The sequence below is a fragment of the Kibdelosporangium banguiense genome (assembly GCF_017876405.1).
Lineage (GTDB): Bacteria > Actinomycetota > Actinomycetes > Mycobacteriales > Pseudonocardiaceae > Kibdelosporangium > Kibdelosporangium banguiense.
This window is the reverse complement of the sequence record NZ_JAGINW010000001.1, coordinates 1,252,237-1,270,770: the sequence shown is the minus strand read 5'-3', so window position 1 is coordinate 1,270,770 and position 18,534 is coordinate 1,252,237. Positions and strand designations below refer to the sequence as shown.

At 66.8% G+C, this 18,534-nt stretch carries 18 protein-coding genes; 9 read left to right on the top strand and 9 right to left on the bottom strand.

Annotated features, from left to right (window positions below; all coding sequences use genetic code 11):
- The first annotated feature begins 23 nt into the window (after positions 1 to 23).
- A complete protein-coding gene (locus JOF56_RS06025; protein WP_209635330.1) occupies positions 24 to 608 on the top strand; it encodes a DUF4245 domain-containing protein in 585 nt (194 codons plus the stop codon).
- On the opposite strand, the gene JOF56_RS06020 is transcribed toward JOF56_RS06025, so the two are convergent.
- From JOF56_RS06020 to JOF56_RS06005, 4 genes are read right to left on the bottom strand one after another with little or no spacing between them, the layout of a single operon-like run.
- Positions 605 to 811, bottom strand: coding sequence for an exodeoxyribonuclease VII small subunit (locus tag JOF56_RS06020; RefSeq protein WP_209635328.1), 207 nt, complete (start codon positions 809 to 811; stop codon positions 605 to 607). The two genes, JOF56_RS06025 and JOF56_RS06020, sit on opposite strands and share 4 nt — an antisense overlap.
- On the bottom strand, positions 808 to 1,188 hold the full coding sequence (locus JOF56_RS06015; protein ID WP_307854947.1) for a sugar ABC transporter substrate-binding protein: 381 nt from the start codon (positions 1,186 to 1,188) through the stop codon (positions 808 to 810). The genes JOF56_RS06020 and JOF56_RS06015 overlap by 4 nt, the downstream gene beginning before the upstream one ends.
- Positions 1,178 to 2,440, bottom strand: coding sequence for an exodeoxyribonuclease VII large subunit (gene xseA / locus JOF56_RS06010; RefSeq protein WP_209635326.1), 1,263 nt, complete (start codon positions 2,438 to 2,440; stop codon positions 1,178 to 1,180). Before xseA ends, JOF56_RS06015 begins: the two co-directional genes overlap by 11 nt.
- On the bottom strand, positions 2,437 to 2,988 hold the full coding sequence (locus JOF56_RS06005; protein ID WP_209635324.1) for a lipid droplet-associated protein: 552 nt from the start codon (positions 2,986 to 2,988) through the stop codon (positions 2,437 to 2,439). The genes xseA and JOF56_RS06005 overlap by 4 nt, the downstream gene beginning before the upstream one ends.
- A gap of 80 nt (positions 2,989 to 3,068) precedes the next feature.
- On the opposite strand from JOF56_RS06005, the gene JOF56_RS06000 reads away from it, so the two are divergent.
- On the top strand, positions 3,069 to 4,025 hold the full coding sequence (locus JOF56_RS06000; RefSeq protein WP_209635322.1) for a 4-hydroxy-3-methylbut-2-enyl diphosphate reductase: 957 nt from the start codon (positions 3,069 to 3,071) through the stop codon (positions 4,023 to 4,025).
- 539 nt (positions 4,026 to 4,564) lie between these two features.
- On the opposite strand, the gene JOF56_RS05995 is transcribed toward JOF56_RS06000, so the two are convergent.
- Complete coding sequence (locus tag JOF56_RS05995) at positions 4,565 to 5,473, bottom strand: DUF6542 domain-containing protein (protein WP_209635320.1); 909 nt, start codon at positions 5,471 to 5,473, stop codon at positions 4,565 to 4,567.
- 210 nt (positions 5,474 to 5,683) lie between these two features.
- Here JOF56_RS05995 and JOF56_RS05990 point away from each other — a divergent pair, with 210 nt between their 5' ends.
- A complete protein-coding gene (locus JOF56_RS05990; RefSeq protein ID WP_245378168.1) occupies positions 5,684 to 6,166 on the top strand; it encodes a DUF4240 domain-containing protein in 483 nt (160 codons plus the stop codon).
- A gap of 7 nt (positions 6,167 to 6,173) precedes the next feature.
- Here JOF56_RS05990 and rmuC read toward each other — a convergent pair whose 3' ends face one another.
- On the bottom strand, positions 6,174 to 7,109 hold the full coding sequence (gene rmuC, locus JOF56_RS05985) for a DNA recombination protein RmuC (RefSeq protein ID WP_307854946.1): 936 nt from the start codon (positions 7,107 to 7,109) through the stop codon (positions 6,174 to 6,176).
- A gap of 181 nt (positions 7,110 to 7,290) precedes the next feature.
- Between rmuC and JOF56_RS05980 the strand changes: the two genes are divergently transcribed.
- Positions 7,291 to 8,442 carry an exonuclease SbcCD subunit D gene (locus JOF56_RS05980; protein ID WP_209635316.1) on the top strand — a complete coding sequence of 384 codons (1,152 nt, stop codon included), beginning with the start codon at positions 7,291 to 7,293 and terminating at the stop codon, positions 8,440 to 8,442.
- Positions 8,439 to 11,396: an AAA family ATPase gene (locus tag JOF56_RS05975; protein WP_209635314.1), complete on the top strand. Its 2,958-nt coding sequence runs from the start codon at positions 8,439 to 8,441 to the stop codon at positions 11,394 to 11,396. Before JOF56_RS05980 ends, JOF56_RS05975 begins: the two co-directional genes overlap by 4 nt.
- An 8-nt stretch (positions 11,397 to 11,404) precedes the next feature.
- On the opposite strand, the gene JOF56_RS05970 is transcribed toward JOF56_RS05975, so the two are convergent.
- Positions 11,405 to 11,908, bottom strand: coding sequence for a methylated-DNA--[protein]-cysteine S-methyltransferase (locus JOF56_RS05970; protein WP_209635312.1), 504 nt, complete (start codon positions 11,906 to 11,908; stop codon positions 11,405 to 11,407).
- Positions 11,905 to 13,332: an AlkA N-terminal domain-containing protein gene (locus JOF56_RS05965; RefSeq protein WP_209635310.1), complete on the bottom strand. Its 1,428-nt coding sequence runs from the start codon at positions 13,330 to 13,332 to the stop codon at positions 11,905 to 11,907. Before JOF56_RS05965 ends, JOF56_RS05970 begins: the two co-directional genes overlap by 4 nt.
- A gap of 116 nt (positions 13,333 to 13,448) precedes the next feature.
- Between JOF56_RS05965 and ychF the strand changes: the two genes are divergently transcribed.
- The 4 genes from ychF to JOF56_RS59995 all read left to right on the top strand — a co-directional run bounded on the left by ychF (position 13,449) and on the right by JOF56_RS59995 (position 16,806).
- Positions 13,449 to 14,528 carry a redox-regulated ATPase YchF gene (gene ychF, locus JOF56_RS05960; RefSeq protein WP_209635308.1) on the top strand — a complete coding sequence of 360 codons (1,080 nt, stop codon included), beginning with the start codon at positions 13,449 to 13,451 and terminating at the stop codon, positions 14,526 to 14,528.
- A gap of 68 nt (positions 14,529 to 14,596) precedes the next feature.
- Positions 14,597 to 15,184 carry an ArsR family transcriptional regulator gene (locus tag JOF56_RS05955; protein ID WP_209635302.1) on the top strand — a complete coding sequence of 196 codons (588 nt, stop codon included), beginning with the start codon at positions 14,597 to 14,599 and terminating at the stop codon, positions 15,182 to 15,184.
- Complete coding sequence (locus tag JOF56_RS05950) at positions 15,184 to 15,651, top strand: hypothetical protein (RefSeq protein ID WP_209635300.1); 468 nt, start codon at positions 15,184 to 15,186, stop codon at positions 15,649 to 15,651. Before JOF56_RS05955 ends, JOF56_RS05950 begins: the two co-directional genes overlap by 1 nt.
- Before the next feature lie 105 nt (positions 15,652 to 15,756).
- Positions 15,757 to 16,806, top strand: a complete 1,050-nt coding sequence (locus tag JOF56_RS59995; RefSeq protein WP_504739832.1) for a restriction endonuclease — start codon at positions 15,757 to 15,759, stop codon at positions 16,804 to 16,806.
- Positions 16,807 to 16,983: 177 nt separating this feature from the next.
- Here the strand turns inward: JOF56_RS59995 and JOF56_RS05940 are convergent, their stop codons facing one another.
- The gene (locus tag JOF56_RS05940; RefSeq protein WP_209635296.1) at positions 16,984 to 18,207 is read right to left on the bottom strand and encodes a cytochrome P450; all 1,224 of its coding nucleotides are present in this window, start codon (positions 18,205 to 18,207) and stop codon (positions 16,984 to 16,986) included.
- Between the last annotated feature and the right edge of the window lie 327 nt (positions 18,208 to 18,534).

The window sequence follows — 18,534 nt, the reverse complement described above, 5'->3', positions numbered from 1 at the left end:
ACGCAGGCTGCAACCATGGAGGCGTGGCAGCCCAGGACCGATTCAAGACCAGCGCCCGCGACATGGTGATCTCCATGGTCGTGCTGGTGGTGATCATCGGCTCGATCGTATGGCTGACAAGGGGTTGCGAGTTCAGCCCGAGCGGCCCGACGGTCGACCCGGCATCGGCGCCGACCGTCGATGCGCCGAAGGAATTGACCAGCGCGGCGCGCCGGGTCGTCTTCCCGATCCGGGTGCCGGTCGTGCCTGGTGACTGGCGGTCGAACTCGTTCAACACAGTTCCCGTGGGCACCGGCGCGCAGGCCACCACGGCGGTGCGCGTGGGATGGATCACGCCGCCCGGCCACTACCTCCGGCTGAGCCAGTCGAACGCCCCGGTGGACCTCCTGGTGGTCATGGAGGCAGGCGGCGGCGTTTCGGCCGACAGCCGCGGGTCGGTCGACGTGGCCGGCACGAAATGGACCAAGCACCAGGGCAAGGGCAGCGAATCGTCCTGGGTCACGACCGTGGCCGGCGTCCAGCTGTTGATCACCGGCAGCGGTACCGAGGACGAGTTCCGGACCCTGGCCACCGCCGCGCAGTCGGCCAAGCCCGTCGAACGCCCTTAGGACTCCTTCTCAGCGGCCGCCAGGGCCGCTTCCACGCGTTCGCGGGCGCCGGCCAGGTGCCGGTCGCAGATCTTGGCCAGGGCCTCGCCACGCTCCCACAGGGCCAGGGAGTCCTCCAGCGACAGCCCACCCGCTTCGAGCTTGGCCACCACGTCCGCCAGCTCGTCGCGGGCCTGCTCGTAGCCGAGTTGCTCGTCGGTCACTTGATCAGGCTCCCCACACGCATCACCGCGGTCGCCACGGCCTCGTCGTAACCGATGAACGCCTCAGCGAACTCGGCGCCGTCGCGCTCGGCGACGGCCTCTTCGATCCGTTCCCGGGCCCGCGTGATCCTCGTGCGGTGCCGGGAACCGTCGCCGTACCACCACGCTGTGCCGGCGTAGAACGCCGTCGCGTCGGCCAGCTGGCGAAGCCTTTGGGGCAGGAGCCTGCGCCCAGGTGAGTCGCAGCCGCCGAGCAGCGCCGCCCAGCACTCAGTGGCGGCCGCATCAGCCTGTTCGGCACTTCGCCGTACCACTTCAGCGCCAGTGGTCGCCGCCGCGGACATCGTTGACGGGAGGAAAGCAGGTCTAGTCGCCACCGTCACCTCCCCTCCCCGGTTCGCCGCTCTGATCTTCGGACACGGTCGCGTGCACGGCGCCGTCACCGACCCGGACCCGCAGGCGGGTACCGGGTGACGCGTCGGTCACCGACCGTAGAACCCTGAGATTTTCATCCAGAGTGACGAATTGCACAACCGCGTATCCCCGGGCCAGCGTGGCGGCTGGACCGAGGGTCGTCAAGCGGGCTTTCGTCCCGTCGATCATGGCCCGTTCGTCCCGGATCCGCGAGATGATCTCCCGCCGGGCCCGGTCGCGGGCGTTACGGACCTGTTCAGCGTGCCTTTCCAGGGGTTTGAGCGGGTCGGCGAGAACCGGCCGGCTGCGCAGCTGATCGAGCAACCGGCGTTCACGATCCACCCAGCCGTGTAGTGCCCGGCGGGCCCGATCGCGCAGCGTGCGGATGCGCTGGATCTCCTCGGCGACGTCCGGAACCACACGCTTGGCCGCGGCCGTCGGCGTGGAACACCGGACGTCGGCGACGTGGTCGAGCAGGGGAGTGTCGGGCTCGTGGCCGATCGCGCTGACCACCGGCGTCCGGCAGCCGGAGACCGCACGGCACAGAGTTTCGTCAGAGAACGGCAGCAGGTCCTCGACGCTGCCGCCGCCACGCGCGATCACGATGACGTCGACAGTCTCGTCCCGGTCCAAAACCGACAGTGCGGAAAGGATCTGCGGCACGGCCAAAGCGCCTTGCACCGCAACGTTTTCCACCCGGAACTGGACCGCGGGCCAGCGAGCCGCCGCGTTGACGAGGACGTCGCGTTCGGCCGCCGAGGCGCGACCGGTGATCAGGCCGATGGTCTTGGGCAGGAACGGCAGCTTCTTCTTGCGGGAGCGGGAGAACAGGCCTTCCGCGTCGAGCAGGCGGCGCAGCCGTTCGATCCGCGCCAGCAGTTCGCCGATCCCGACCGCGCGGATCTCGTCCGCGCGCAAGCTGATCGTGCCCCGGTTCATGAAGAATGTCGGCTTCGCGTGCACGACGACGCGTGCGCCCTCGCTCAGCGGCGGCTGGAACTCACGCAGCATCTGACCCGAACAGGTGACGGTCATCGACACGTCCGCGGCGGGATCCCGCAACGTGAGGAACGCGGTCTGGTTGCCCGGCCGCAGCGACAACTGCGTGACCTGGCCTTCCACCCATACCGTGCCGAGCCGGTTGATCCACTCGGAGATCTTGCGGGCGACCGTGCGCACTGGCCACGGCTGCTCCGCCGAAGTCGGTTCGGTCACTGCTCACCAGGCGGGGACGCGGCCGAAACGGACGCGATACGCCGGGTCAGCATGCCGATGAACGACGGCCGCGCGGCGTTGCTCTCCTCATAGCGGAGTAAGTCCTCAAGCTCGGCGAGGGAGAACGTGCGCAGCCGGGCCCGCAGCTGCGGCAGCGACAGCTCGTCGTAGTTGGGCACGCCGGCAGGCGGTGGGACCTGTTCGGCCTCCGCGATCGCCGACTCCTCCATCTCCCACGGATCCGGCACGGCCGCGCCGTTGGTGGCAGTGCCGTTCGTCTCGGGCCGGCTCAGGTCGTACTGCTCGACGTCCTCGTCGAACGTGGCCCACTCCGGGGTCTCGTCGACCGGGCGGAACGACGCGAGCGCCTCATCGCCCTTGATGGCCAGCGCGGTGATCTCCTGCTGTACCCGCATGGACAGCTGCATTGCTTGACTGGCAACGGTTACCGGCAGGCCGACAAGCTTCTCCGGAAGTTCGCGCGCGCGCTCGATAGCGGTCGCGGCGAGGCCGGCGGCGACACGGAGCGGCAGCGGCAAAGACGTCATGCCGCATAGCCTGCCGCAGATCGGTCCTGATCCCCAACTGGGAGCCAGGTCACTTTCATCGTCGCCGTACCCTGGGTGGCATGAGCGATACGACCAAACGGGTACTACTGGCCAAGCCGCGCGGTTACTGCGCAGGCGTTGACCGCGCTGTGGTCACCGTGGAGAAGGCGCTCGAGACTTACGGCCCGCCGGTCTACGTGCGCAAGGAGATCGTGCACAACCGGCACGTGGTGGAGACGCTGCGGGAGCGCGGCGCGATCTTCGTCGACGAGACCGACGAGGTGCCCGAGGGCGCGCTGGTCGTGTTCTCCGCGCACGGCGTGTCCCCTCAGGTCCACCAGCAGGCCTCCGACCGCGGCTTGCGGACGATCGACGCGACCTGCCCCTTGGTGACCAAGGTGCACATGGAAGCGAAGCGGTTCGCCCGCGACGACTACGACATCCTGCTGATCGGCCACGAAGGCCACGAGGAAGTCGAAGGCACAGCCGGTGAGGCACCCGAGCACATCCAGCTCGTGGATACCGCTGAAGACGTGGACAAGGTCGAGGTACGCGACCCGTCGAAGGTCATCTGGCTGTCGCAGACCACGCTGTCGGTCGACGAGACGATGGAGCGGGTGGACCAGCTCAAGGCCCGTTTCCCGATGCTGTCCGACCCACCCAGCGACGACATCTGCTACGCCACCCAGAACCGTCAGGTCGCCGTCAAGGCGATGGCCGCGGAATGCGACCTGGTGCTCGTGGTCGGTTCGCAGAACTCCTCGAACTCCAAGCGCCTCGTCGAGGTCGCGTTGCAGGCCGGCGCCAAGGCCTCGTACCTGATCGACTTCGCGCACGAGATCGACGCGACCTGGCTGGACGGCGTGTCGACGGTCGGCGTGACCAGCGGCGCCTCAGTGCCCGACAACCTGGTCATGGACGTGCTGGCCTACCTGGCCGACCGCGACTACCTGGACGTCCAGGAAATCACCACGGCGAACGAGAAGATCGCCTTCGCCCTGCCACGCGAACTGCGCAAGGACCTCAAGTCCGTCTGACGTTGTGCTGAGGTTGATCCGGCCTCCCGCCGGATCAACCCACCTACGCGTCTGCATTCAACACTCACGCGCACACCACCTGAATTCAGCACGCAGCATTCCCGCATCCTGAATTCAGTATGCGCACTGAATCTTGCCTGTGTTCAGTACTGGTATTACGTGCACCCTGCATTCAGCATTCAGTCAACCTAAGTTCGATGCAGGATGGCCTGTATTCAACATTCAGCTCCGACTGGGTCGATGCCGGGCGGTCTGAATTCAGTACTCGGGCAACCTGAATTCAGTATTCAGTGTTCAGTCGAGCCGCCACCCTGTACTCAGCATGTAGTGCCCAAGGGCTTGGCGCCAGAGCCCGTGTGGTCTCCATTCAGTATTCGGGCCGCATTCGGGCCGCGATCTGTGTCCAGGCCACCTGCGTTCAGGTGACCTGTATTCAGTACGCGGCACTCGCGTGGCTTGTGGTTGGTTGGTCTGCATGCTGAATGCAGGGTGGTTTTCGCCTGCATTCAACATGCGTGAGAGGCACTACGTGGGGTTTGTCAGTCGCGGGGGCGGCGGCCTTGTTGGGGGCGGTCGCCCTGGTCGCGGGGGCGCGGGGGGTTGCGGCGGGGTGGGGCCTCGCTGCGGTTTCCGCGTTCGCCTCGGTCGCTTCGCTCACGGCGTTCGCCCCGGTCGCTACGTTCGCCGCGGTCTCGGTCGCGGTCGTCGCGTGAGGGGCGGCGTGGGGGTGGGCTCTGTTCGCGGCGTGTTGCCTGTGGGGGGCGCTGGCGGCCTCGGTCGCGTTCTGGGGCGCGATCACGGTCGTCGCGGTCCCAGTCGTCACGCGGGGGGCGTGCGGGCTTGCTGGGGCGCTCGTCGCGGTCACGGGCAGGCCTGCGTGGACGGTCGTCGTCGCGGTCGCGGTCGCGGTCTTTGTCGCGGCGGGGAGGACGGCTTTCCTCGGCATCTAAGCTGCCTGTGCCGCGCTCTGGGTTGCGCTGGGCGAACAGACGGATCACGCCGATCACGATCGTCGCCGCGGTCGCGCCGGCCATCCACGGGAATGAACTGGCGAGCGGGAGCGCGACCTCGAAGATCAGTTTCTTGCCGCCTGTCTCGGTGCTCTGCCCGGCCTCACGCGCCATGAACTGCACCGGGATGAACGTCACGGCGAAGATCAGCGGCGGCTGGACCATCGGCCCGAACAGGTTGCGCCGCTGTACGGCGAGCACTGCCAGCAGGCATCCGGCCAGGAACAGCGCGTGGTACAGGCCGAACGCGGTCAGTCTCTGGTCGTCGACCAGCCTGCCTTTGTCGACCACCGCACCGGCGACCGACAGCAGCAGGGCAACCAGGACGGCAGCCCACCAGGGCAGCCCGCGACGGCTGCCGAAGACGGGACGTTCGTCCCAAGCGGCCTCGGCCGCATCCGTGTCAAGATCGCTGTCGCGATCGCGCGTGGCGGTCACGCTTCCACACGGTAGACGCTCTCAAGTCATGCTTGACCGACCAGCCGCCACTAGCGCCCGGGTTTAGCCCGTTCGGTGTGATCCGGGCCACTCAACCGGCCCTTTTCTGGTACCCGATCAGGCGCTCACCTCCTCGTTCCGGTGTGGACCAACCCGCGATGACCAGGCCTGGCGGTGCCGGGACGGCACGCTCATGCCAGCGATGTCCCGATGGCCGGGCAACGGCCGCCCTATGCATCCGGCGCGTTGTGCCGGACCTGGCCGACAAGCTCCCGCGCCGTGGACACCCAGCAGTTCTGGGCACTGATCGACAACGCTCGCAGCCAAGTCGACGAGCCTGACGACGCCGAGGCTGCGGCCGGGCGGGCGGCCACGTTGCTCGCCACCCTCCCGGCCGACCAGATCGTCCCCGCCCAGCAGGTCTGCTACGACCTCATGGCCGACTCGTACCGCAATCCCCTGTGGGCAGCCGCCTACATGATCAACGGCGGCCGCTGCGACGACGGCTTCCGTGGCTGGCTGATCACCCAAGGTCGGGACGCCTTCGAGCAGGTGGTGGCCGACCCGGACTCGCTCGCCGACCCGTTCACGGTCCGGTACCCGGAGTTCGACCCCGACTGGGACTTCGACTTCGACGACAGCGCCGAACTGACGCGCCGCCTGACCAAGCTGGCCAAGCTTTACCAGGACTGAAGCACGGTTAATCGACAGTCGCCTCCTCCTCGCGTTCGACGGCGCCCGCAGTGATCTCGTCAGCGCGGCGGACGGAGGCGATCTGCGTCGGGCTTGCCGCGGCGTCGGTGAGTGGGGACACCGCCGCCCGGAAGCCTTCCAACGCGTCCAATTCACGCCGCCTGGCCGACAGGAACCGCTGCAGGTGCGTGCTTGAGAGGTTCACGGCGTCAATGGCTGCCCCGGCCATCCGGTGCGCGTTGGCGGCCTGCGCCCGGACAGCCTCGACGTCGGCGGCGAGCGCCCGCTCGGTGGCGGCGAACAACGCACCCGAAGCGACCACGGCGAAGCCAGTTGGCCCGCACAGGAACACACGCCGATCGAGCAACCAGCGCAACAGGTTCGGATCTGTGTCCAGTGCGGCGACGACCGCCGCGTCCGACGGCACGAACATGATCGTGCCGTAGATCGCGTCCGCCCACCGCTGATAGCCTTTGGCGGACAATTCCGTTGCGCGCGAACGGATATTGCGGACATGGACCCGCAGTGCGTCAAGTCTTTCGTCAGCGTCGTCGGTCTCCATGGCCTCCGCCCAGATCGCCATGGACGCCTTCGCGTCGACCGGTACCCGGCGGCCGTCGCCCACGAGCAGCACCAGGTCCGGCCGAGACGCGCCGCCGCCGGCCAGGTCGGTCTGCACAGTGAAGTGGATGCCCTCACGTAAGCCGAGCGCCCTGGCCGTCTCGACGAGCACTTGCTCGCCGAGCTCACCACGGCCGGAGATGGACGCGAACGCCACCTCGTAGCGCCGCAGCGCCGTGTGCTGCTCGTCGGAGCGTGCACGTTCGGCGGCGAGCTGCTGCATCGTCGCTTCCGTGCGCCGCATCCCATCGGTGTAGAGCTTCCATAGCGCGAATACCGCACCGATGAGCAGCAAGGCCAGTACAACCACTGCCCAAGCCACTGGAGTTCCCTTCCGCGAAGTTGGTCGTGACCAGCTTCGCACGGGGGTCCGACAGTTTTCGGTTGCCGCGCTGACCTGTCGCCCGGCCAAGCCCGCCCGAGCGGAGCGAGGGCAGGCAACACCGCAACACGCCGGGGGTGGTGTCAGGCTTTGGCGGCTGGTGGGCCTAACTTTGTCTTCCATGAGGTTGCTGCACACGTCCGACTGGCACGTGGGGCGGACCTTCCACGGTGCGGATCTGCTGGCCGAACAGGAATCGGTGCTGGGCGGCCTCGCGGACATCGTCGCTGATGAGCGCATCGACGCCGTGGTGGTCGCCGGCGACATATACGACCGCGCGGTCCCGTCGGCCGAAGCGGTGCAGGTGTGCGCCCGCGTGCTGGCGCGTATCCGCGACGCCGGTGCGCAACTGGTGGTCACGCCGGGCAACCACGATTCGGCGCCGAGGCTGGGCGCGTTCGGCGAGTTCGCCGCGGCGGGCGGGCTGCACCTGCGAACCAGGATTCCCGATATAGACCGCCCAGTGCTGCTGCGCGACGAGCACGGGGAAGTAGCGCTGTACGGAATTCCTTATCTGGAGCCGGAAGTCGCCAGGCATGGCCTCGGTATCGCCGAACGCGGCCACACAGGGGTGCTCTCCGAGGCGATGCGGCGTGTCCGGGAGGATCTTCAGACAAGGCAGGCGCGTTCAGTCGTCCTGGCGCACGCGTTCGTCACGGGCGGTGAGCCGTGTGACTCCGAACGGCCGATCGCGGTCGGTGGAGTCGAGCAGGTTCCTGGGTCGACGTTCGACGGAGTCGACTACGTGGCTCTGGGGCATCTGCATGGCGCACAACAACTTGCCGACCACCTGAGGTACTCGGGCAGCCCGCTGGCGTACTCGTTCTCCGAGGCGCGGCAGCACAAATCGGTGTGGCTGGTGGACATCGACAAGGCCGGGCTGTCCGGTGTGGAGCGACGGTCGCTGCCGGTTCCCCGGCCGTTGGCGAAAATCGAAGGCAGGCTTCAGGATCTGCTCACCGACCCGCGGCACGACGAAGTCTTGGAGCACTACCTGTCGGTCACCGTCACCGACCAGGTCAGGCCGGTGGACACGTTGCGGCGCCTGCAGGATCGCTTCAAGTACGCGGTGCACATGGAGTGGCAGCCGGAAGGCGGCCGGAACGGCGAGTCGTTGCGGTACAGCGAGGCTGTTCGTGGCCGCAGCGACCAGGAAGTCGCGTGCTGCTTCGTCGATGACGCACGCGGAAGTGAGCCGACGGAACGTGAGCGCGGCTGGCTGAGGGACGCGCTGGAGACCGTGATCGCAGCTGAGAGCGAGAAAGAGCGATGAGGCTGCACAGTTTGGAGGTCACCGCCTTCGGCCCGTACCCGGGGACCGAAGTGGTTGACTTCGACGTGCTCGGCGCGGACGGTTTGTTCCTGTTGCACGGAGAAACTGGTGCCGGCAAGACAACGTTGCTCGACGCCATCGCCTTCGCCCTGTTCGGAAAAGTCCCGGGCGTACGCAATGACGCGCGCCGGTTGCGTTGTGACTACGCGGACAACGACACGCTGACCGAAGTGAAGCTCGAGCTTTCCGTGCAGGGGTACCGGCTCCGGCTGGTGCGCAGCCCGGAATACGAACGGCCGAAGCGGCGTGGCGAGGGAACCACGAAGCAGCAGGCCAGGGCCTCGCTGACGTGGGTCGGGCAACCCCCGGGCGGCTACGACCGGGACGGCCTGATCCGGATCGACGAGGTCAGCCGGACAGTCGAGCGGTTGCTCGGCATGAGCGCGGAACAGTTCTTCCAGGTCGTGCTGCTGCCGCAGGGTGAGTTCGCGCGGTTCCTGCGGGCGGACACCCAGGAACGCGAGCAGTTGCTCGAAAAACTGTTCGGCACGTACCGGTTCGCGGACGTGGAGCGGTGGTTCCGGGACCGCCGCACAGAATGTTTCCGAGATCTTGAAAGCCGCCGGGCAGGCGCGATGCGGCTGGTCGCGCGGGTTGCCCAGGCCGCGGGCGAAGAACCGCCGGAGGATCATTCGGCTGACGACGAATGGCTCGGTGTCGTGGCCTCGCGGTTGCGCGAGGCCGAGGACGCCGCTCGGGAGAAGGCCAAGCAGGCCGGAGTGGCAGCGGCCACGGCCGAGCAGGAGATGACCAAAGCTCGCGAACTGGCTGACCGCGTACGCAGGGTTCGTACAGCGCGTGCCGAACTGGCCGAATGTGAGCGGCTGGCACCGCAGCAACAGGCATGGATCGCCGAACGGGCCAAGGCCCGGCGGGCGGTGCCGGTGGTGGTCGCGAACCGGGGCGCCGGGCAGTTGGAGGTGGAGCTCAAGCACGCCGAACGGGCCGAGGAAGAGGCGACCGTCGCTGCTAAGAAGGCGGGATTCCACCGGATCGACGCGGACGAGTCCTCTCTGCGTGCCGAATCGGCCCGGCTGACCGAGGAGGCGGGCGGCCTCGCGCAACTGCTGGAAGACGCCAAGCAGCAGAAGAAAGCGAAGCTGCGGCTGACAAAGCTGATCAACGACGGCTGGGCGGCCGAGGAGAAGGTCACCAGTCTGGAAGCCGACCTCGTCGCCTTGCCGGAGAAGCTCAAGGTGGCCAGGGAACAGCTTGTGCTCGCCAGCGAGGCCGCGGCGCGGCTGGACGGCCTGAAGGCCAGGAAGGCCGAGCTGACCGAACGAGCCAAACTCCGCGAGCGCCTTGGCGACGCGGAAGAGAAGGTCAAGAGCGCGGAAGCCGTGATGCGCAAGGCCATCGACGCGCACCAGCAAGCCCGTGACCACTCGCTCACGATCAGGGCAAGGCGGCTGGACGGTATGGCTGCCGAACTGGCGAGTCAGCTCGCGGTCGGTGAGGCGTGCCCAGTCTGCGGTTCGGCTGACCATCCCGAACCCGCCCGGCCCGTGCCAGGTGCCGTCAGTGAGGCCGAAGAAATCGCGGCCGTAGCCACCGAGCAGGAATCCCAATCGGAACGCGGCAAAGCGGAACGTGCTCACCAGGCGGCCATCGCCGACCTGACAGCGTTGCAGGAACGGCTCGCCGAGAGCGACGAGACGGCTGAGCTGTCCGAAGTGGACAAGCTGCTGGCGGAGACCGCGGCGCTGGCAGCCAACCGGGAACCGCAACGGGAGCTCGTGCGTGACCTGGACAAACGATCCGCGAACATCTCGGATCTGTTGTCGGCGGCCAAAGAGGAACTCGCCAGTCTCCGGACCGAACGTGAGCAGCTCGGCAAAACCGTTGAGATGCGCCAGAAACGGCTCGATCCGGCCCGCGGCGAGTACTCGGACGTGCGCGTACGCCGTGAACACCTGCTCCTGTCCGCGGCAGCCGTGACGGAGTTGCTGCGTGCCCGCGGCCAGCGTGAACAGCTCAAGGCCCGCCTGACGGCACAGCAAACCGAGGTGCACGAAGCCGCGATAGCAGCAGGTTTCACTGAAGTGGCCCATGCTCTCGACGCGGCCCGCGACGAGCTCAGACTGGCCGAGCTGGATCGTATGACCAGCGAACTCGACAACCGCGCGGCCGCGGCGAAAGCCGTCCTGGCCGAACCCGACCTCGCCGACATCAACCCCGACAGCGCCATCGATCTGGACAACGTGGCAGCCGCACTGGCCACGGCCCGCGAGGTCGCCGACGCCGAAGTCGCCGTGCTGCGCGAATCCGAACGCCGGTCCGCAGACGTCCGCGCCCTCGCCGCCCGCCTCCGCGCCGAATGGTCAGCCCTCGGCCCCATCGAGTCCGAATACGCCGAACTCAACGCCCTGACCGACATAGTCAACGGTCGCGGCCAGAACACGCGCCGGATGTCACTCCGGTCCTACGTCCTCGCCGCCCGCCTCGAGGAAGTCGCCGTCGCCGCAACGGCCCGTCTCAGCCGCATGAGCCAAGGCCGCTACTCCTTCGTGCACTCCGATGCCCGAGGTTCCCACGGAACTCGCGGCGGCCTCGGCCTCGACGTCCTCGACGACTACTCAGGCAAGGTCCGGCCGGCGAAAACGTTGTCCGGCGGCGAATCCTTCCTCGCCTCCCTGTCGCTCGCCCTCGGCCTCGCCGACGTCGTGGCAGCGGAGACCGGCGGTGCGCTTCTCGACACCCTGTTCGTCGACGAAGGCTTCGGCACCCTCGACCCGGACACCCTCGACGAAGTCATGGACACCCTGGACGAACTGCGCGCAGGCGGCCGGGTGGTCGGCCTCGTCTCCCACGTCGAGGAACTGCGGCAACGAATTCCTGTGCGCCTGCGGGTCCGTAAGGCCCGCGCTGGCTCCAGCCTCGAAGTCATCGCCTAGAACAGGGCTTACGGCAAGGGGCTGACGGTTTCGTGGTCCAGCAGCCAGCGTTTGGCCGGTACGCCCCAGCGGAAGCCGCCGATGGAGCCGTCGGTGCGGAGAACTCGGTGGCATGGCACGAAAAGCGCGGCCGGATTCCGGGCGCAGGCGGTGGCTGCGGCGCGCACGGCTGCGGGACGGCCGGCGAGGTCGGCGAACTGCGCGTACGTCACGGGTTGACCGGCGGGCACGGTCCGTAGGACCTTCCAGGCCTGCTGGATGAACTCGCCTGAGCGTTGGTCCACCTGAATATCCTCGATTGCATTCAGGTCGCCTGAATGATAGGCGCGGATCGCGGCCGTGATCGCACCGAGCTCGGAGCGTTCGGTCACCTCGGCAGGCCGCAAACTGGGGTGGATCAACGGGATCAGCGTGTCCACGTCGCCGGTCCAGCCTGAAGCGAGGACCGCGCCATCCGCGGCGACGACAGCGGTGAACGGCCCGATCGGGGTGTCTACTGTGGAGTAAATCATGATGCCTTCCAGAGGTGCATTCCCGCGTACGAACGCCAAGGCCGCCATGCTGCTGAACGGTCGGCGAGGTTGGAGATCCCGAGCTTCGAGGCGCCGTTGCGCAAAGCGACGTCGCCGGGGAGCAGGATGTCAGGCGCGCCGAGCACCCGCATCCGCACATACCCCGACGTCCAGGGCCCGACGCCGGCGAACGACTCCAGTTTGGCGGCGAGCTCGTCAGGATCAGCACCAACGTGCACATCCAAGTCACCTGCCGCGATGGCGGAACTGACAGTGATGACAGTGTCGATGCGTTTGCGCGGCCCGGTCAGGACCTCGGAGCCGTGCTCCGCGATGGCCTGAGCGGTCGGAAAAAGTGTGGTGAGTTCACCGTCAGGTAGTACCAGACGCTCGCCGAGGGCATCGGTGAGCCTGCTGAGTGTCGTGCGTGCCGCCGCCACCGAGATCTGCTGGCCGATCAAAGCCCGCAACACGATCTCGGAGCCGTCCACGCTGCCCGGCACACGAATCCCAGGCGTCAGGGCGACTGAAGGTGCGAGGGCAGGGTCTGCGGCGAGCACCTCGTCCACAGCACACGGGTCCGCGTCCAAGTCGAACAACCGTCGCAACCGTGACACTGCGCTGCCTAGGTCGCGCATGTCGGACAAGCGGAGCGTGCAGTCGATGTGGTCTGCCTGCGGTATCAACCGGGCTGTGCCGGTGCCGTGTGACAGCCGAAGCGTCCGTGCATACTCCGTCGTCACTTCCTCAACACCGTCAACCGCACGGGCGCTGAGGAACGAGATCAGGTCGGACGCGTCAAACGGCTTACGGAACGCCAGCCGAAGGCTCACCTTGCCTGCGGTGGACACCGGGCGGCGACGCTTGGCGCCGACTCGAAGCTGAGTCGGAGTAGTCCCGAACACCGCGCGGATTGTGTCGTTGAACTGGCGGATGCTGGCGAACCCGGCTGCGAACGCGACGTCCGCGAACGACAGGGGCGTGGTCTCGATCAGCAGCCTCGCCGAGTGCGCGCGATGTGCGCGGGCCAGCGCCAACGGGCTCGCGCCGAGCTCGGCCGTGAGCATCCTGGTGACGTGCCGCTCGGAGTAGCCGAGCCGGGTCGCCAGGCCGGTGACGCCTTCCCGCTCCACGATCCCGTCGGAGATCAGCCGCATCGCGCGTCCGGCCAGGTCAGCCCGCAGATTCCACTCCGGCGAACCCGGCACCGCGTCCGGCAGGCACCGCCTGCAGGCGCGATAGCCGGCTGCCTGGGCAGCGGCCGCGGTCGCGTAGAACTCGACGTTGCGGCGTTTCGGAGTGGTCGCCGGGCACGACGGGCGGCAGTAGATCCCGGTCGTGCGGACCGCCAGGATGAACTGGCCGTCGAACCGGGTGTCCCGGGAGGCAACGGCGCGGTATCCGCGCTCCGTGTCGACGAACATGACATCGAGCCTACGTGCGGGAACGTCCCCTGACTGGCGGAAAACGGACGGTGCTGTCGGCCCTGCGTCCGCTGTGCTGCCGGGCCTGGTCAGGGGGACCTTTAGACTGGATTCCCGTGAGCCTCACCCTTGGTATCGTCGGCCTCCCCAACGTCGGCAAGTCGACCTTGTTCAACGCGCTGACCAACAACGATGTACTGGCGGCCAACTACCCGTTCGCGACGATCGAGCCCAACGTCGGCGTCGTCCCGCTGCCCGACCCGCGGCTGGACAAACTCGCTGAAGTGTTCTCGTCGGAACGGACCGTGCCCGCCGTGGTGTCGTTCGTGGACATCGCCGGCATCGTCAAGGGTGCGTCCGAAGGCGCGGGCCTAGGCAACAAGTTCCTGGCGAACATCCGTGAGGCCAACGCGATCTGCCAGGTGATCCGTGTGTTCGACGACCCGGACGTGATTCACGTCGACGGCACGGTGGATCCGTCCAGCGACATCGAGACGATCAACACCGAGCTGATCCTCGCGGACCTGCAGACGCTCGACAAAGCCGTGCCACGCCTGGAAAAGGAGGCCCGCACGCGCAAGGAGGCCCGGCCCGCGCTGGATGCCGCGCTCAAAGCACGCGACATCCTCAACACCGGCCGGACCCTCTTCGCCGCACAGTCCGAAGTGGACCCAGACCTGCTGCGCGAGCTGAGCCTGCTGACCCTCAAGCCGTTCCTGTACGTCTTCAACGCCGACGAGTCCGTGCTGGCCGACCCGGCCCGCCGCGCCGAGCTGGAGAAGCTCGTCGCCCCAGCCGACGCGGTGTTCCTCGACGCCAAGGTCGAAGCCGAACTGCTGGAGCTGGACGAGGAGTCCCGCCGTGAGCTCCTGGAGTCCATCGGCCAGGACGAACCCGGCCTGTACTCGTTGGCCCGCGCCGGTTTCCACACCCTCGGCCTGCAGACCTACCTGACCGCCGGCCCCAAGGAATCCCGCGCCTGGACCATCCGTCAAGGCGACACCGCCCCCCAGGCCGCCGGCGTCATCCACACAGACTTCGAACGCGGTTTCATCAAGGCCGAGGTCGTCTCCTTCGACGACCTGATCGCCGCCGGCTCCATGGCCGCCGCCAAATCCGCCGGCAAAGTCCGCATGGAAGGCAAGGACTACGTCATGGCCGACGGCGACGTGGTCGAGTTCCGCTTCAACGTCTGACCTAGCCGTTTCAGTGATGTTCTCTCACTAATTGTTACTTTCATTGGGCGCAGGATATACTGCGTCCAATGAAACCATCGCCGAGTCTGCTGCCGCTGTTGCGTTCGCGCATGCAAGGTGAGCTGCTCGCGCTTGTTCTGCTGCATCCGGACCGCGAGTACGGCATCACCGAGCTCGCCGAGGCTTGCGGCGTCACGCCGACCGCCGTGCTGCGCGAAGTCGAGCGGCTGACCGATGGTGGCATTCTGGAAGATCGACGGGTCGGCCGGAATCGTCTCGTCAAAGCCCGCACGGATACCCCGCTCTACCGGCCGTTGACCGATCTCATCGCGGTCACCTTCGGGCCGATGCCGCTGCTCGCTGAGGCCTTGTCCGAGCTGGTCGGCGTGAGCGAGGCTTATATCTACGGGTCGTGGGCCGCGCGCTACAGCGGCGAACCGGGACCGCCGCCTGGTGATGTTGACGTCCTCGTTGTCGGTTCGCCTGATGCGGACGCACTTTTCGACTTGGCTGAGCGCGTGTCGCGGCGGTTGGGACGCGAGGTCAACGTCCATCGGATCTCATCCAAGTCGTGGGCGGGGAGCACCACGGATCCATTCCTCGCCAGCGTTCGCGAGCGTCCGCTGGCCCAGTTGAATCTCAACCAGGAGACCTGATGAGCCGGTGGAACCAGGGGCGCGAAACGATTGACGCGCTCATCGAACGCGGCGCCATTGAGCGGGTCCCGGCCTCTCGGGAGGCTGCCGAGGCGGAGCTTGGCAGAGCCCGCACGCACATCGCTTCGGCGCGGCTGCTGCTGGACTCGGATCCGGAAGGCGCTTACACGCTGGCATACGACGGCGCGCGTCGCGCACTGGCGGCCGTTTTGCAGAACCAAGGCCTGCGTGCGACGAGCCGTGGTGGTCACATTGCCATCTACGATGCTGTTCTCTCTCAGCTCGATCCTCCGCTGGGGTCGGTTTTGCGCCCCTTCAACCGGATGCGGGTCCGTCGCAATGAAGTCGCTTACCGATCCTCGGAAGCTCCTTCGGTGACCGCTGAGGACGTGACGGCCGATGTGTCGAAAGTGGAGGCACTCATCGAGGTTGCCGAGAAAGCGATCCCGAATATGCCACGCTACTGACTGCGGGTCGCATCGTGCGTCGCCAGCCGCTTGGTACTCCATGCTGGCGCCGAACGGTCGCTTCAACGTCTGATCCCAATCAGGCATGACGAGTGTGGGGTGTGGATGCGCGCGTGGCTAGTACGTGCAGGTCGGGCTGGGGAACGTGAGCAGTGGGCGCTCGCGAAAGGCTGTACGGGTGGCGGTTTCGCAGAGGTTCGAGATTTGTCACGCGCGAACGACCGTGACGCAGTGCTTGCCGCCGTGACCGAGGATGTAGCCGGAGTTCAGCAAGGCAAGGCGCGGAACTTCGCTGCTCAGCTGTGGGCGTTGCGTAATCGCATCCAGATCAACGATCTGGTTGTGATGCCACTGAAGAACAAGTCCGCCTACCTCGCGATCGGACGCATTCGGGGCGACTACTACTACGCGGCGGCTGAAGAAGATCCATCGAGACGTCATCGGCGTGACGTCGATTGGATCGCGACCGATGTTCCTCGTACGCTGGTGAAGCAAGATCTGCTGTATTCGCTGGGGGCCTTCTCCACTGTCTGCGAGATGTCCCGGAACGACGCGGCATGGCGGCTCGGCGAACTCATGGGCGGCAAACCTGATCCGGGCACCCGCGGTGCCGTGAAGTCGTCAAGGGTCGTTGAACCGAACGATGATGCCTCTGATGTCAGTCAGAACGCCATCGAAGTCGAGACCTATGCCCGTGACCGGATCACCAGCCGTGTGATCGAGAACTTCGCTGGGCATCGTCTGGCTGATCTGGTTGCGGCTCTCCTCGAAGCAGCTGGATACGTCTGCGAGGTCTCACCAGAAGGGCCTGATCAGGGCGTTGACATATTCGCTGGTACAGGTCTACTCGGCCTAGTTTCGCCCAAAGTGGTCGTCCAAGTGAAATCCGAAGCAAGCCAGGTCGGTCTGCCCGTTGTGCAGCAGTTGCAGGGTGCGATCTCCACTCACGGCGCTGATCACGGCTTGCTGGTGGCTTGGGGCGGGATCACGAAGGACGCCAGGCGGTACCTCTCTACCCAGCGATTCACTATAAGAGTCTGGACTTCGGAGGACGTCCTCCAGGCGATGTTCGCACACTACGACAGATTGCCTGCCGACATCCAACGTGACGTGCCGCTCAAGCGTGTGTGGGCTCTTGTCGAAGAGACTGGATGAGGTGAAACCTCCATAGGTTCGTGGAGCCGTCGTTACGTTGTTCCATGTCGGAACACTGTCGAGTTCCGCTTCAACATTTGACGAGCTTGCTCAGATCCGGCGTGATCGGGAATGGGACCGGCCGTCGCTACCGAACTGCTCGACCATCCCGATGCCGCCTGGATCAACCTGGTTGATCTAGGCCGGGGTGAACTTCACCGGCAGTGCCGACAGGCCGCGAAACAGCGGTGACGGCCGCCATGTCAGCGCGTCGGCCGGTACCGTCAGAGTTACGTCCGGGAGCCGGTCGAGCAGGACCTCGATCGCGGCCTCGGCGATGACCTTGGCGATCTCCTGGGCCGCGTACGGGCACCGGTGTTCGCCATAGCTGAAAGACATGTACGCCTGGTTGCCGGTCGACATCTGAGGGTCCGGTCGTATGAGCGGGTCATGGTTGGCCGCGGCAAGACCGAGGATGAGCAGGTCGCCCTTGCGGATCTGCCGACCGCACAGCCGCAGGTCGCGGACGGCGAACCGGCCCGGGAAGTTCTGGGTGGGCGTGTCCTCCCAGAGCACCTCGTTCAGCGCCTGGCCGACGCTCCGGCGTCCGCCGGACAAGGTCATCGCGAAGCGGTCGTCGGTGAGCATCAGCCGCAGGGTGTTGCCGATCCAGTAGGAGGTGGGCAGCTGCCCTGCGTTCATCAGGTGGAGCAGATCCTCGGTGATCTCCTCGTCGGCGAGCGCGGCCGGGTGGGCCAGTAGCCGCGACGTGACGTCAGGGGCAGGGTCCTCCCGTTTGGACTTGACCAGCCGCCACACCCTCTCCCGGACGCGCGCGTAGGCGTCATTCGCGCCCTCGCCGGCGGCATGCGTCTTGTAGACATCACGGACCAGGTTGGCGGTCTCCGCTTCCGGCACGCCTATCATCTGGGCGACGACGGGCAGCGGTACCCCATCGGCGTACTGGGTGATCAAATCCGCTTCACCGGTTCCGGCGAACGCGTCGATGAGCCGATCGGCGACCTGTTGGGCCTGCGTCCCCAAGGCGAACTGGTCGACATCGGCGAGTGCGCCATTGAACGCTTCGGCACGCCGCTGGTACGCGGCGCCCTCGGCGAACATCATGGTGGGCTGGTACCCGATGAGCGGGAGCAACGGCCAGTCGGGCGGAACTTGATCCCAGGCGTTCCAGCGCCGTGAGTCGCGCCCGAAAACCTCCGGATTGCTCACGACGTATTGCACCTCGCGGTAGCCCAGTACCAGCCACGCGGGCACGTCGCCGTCGAGCAGGACGGGGGCTACCGGCCCGTGTGCACGCCGCATCTCCGCATAGAGATCTGCGGACTTCCGCTGGAACTGCGGCCCGTATAGCGGTACCCGGGACTCGGCGAGCGGATCGCATGATGGCTGCGGGTTCGTCATGGTGCACTCCATTTGCATTACCGGAGGAATCTGTGACACGGATCCAGGCGGCGGTGAAGGTAACAGGCAGCCGGTCAGGACGCGCATCCCACCACCGACGGCCGCCCGACCAGCAAGTCCGACGCCGGCCCGAGGAACCTTGCCCCCTCCCACCACGACCACTGCGAACAGCAGGTCCGCACCGCGCTCGGGGATGAGCAGTTCATCGCGGCCTTCCAGCACGGCACCCGATTCACTCCCGACCAGGCCATCGACTACGCCCTCGACCAGACCAGCGACACAACAACCACAGTCCAGCCCGCACCGGCACCCACAGACTGGCCACCC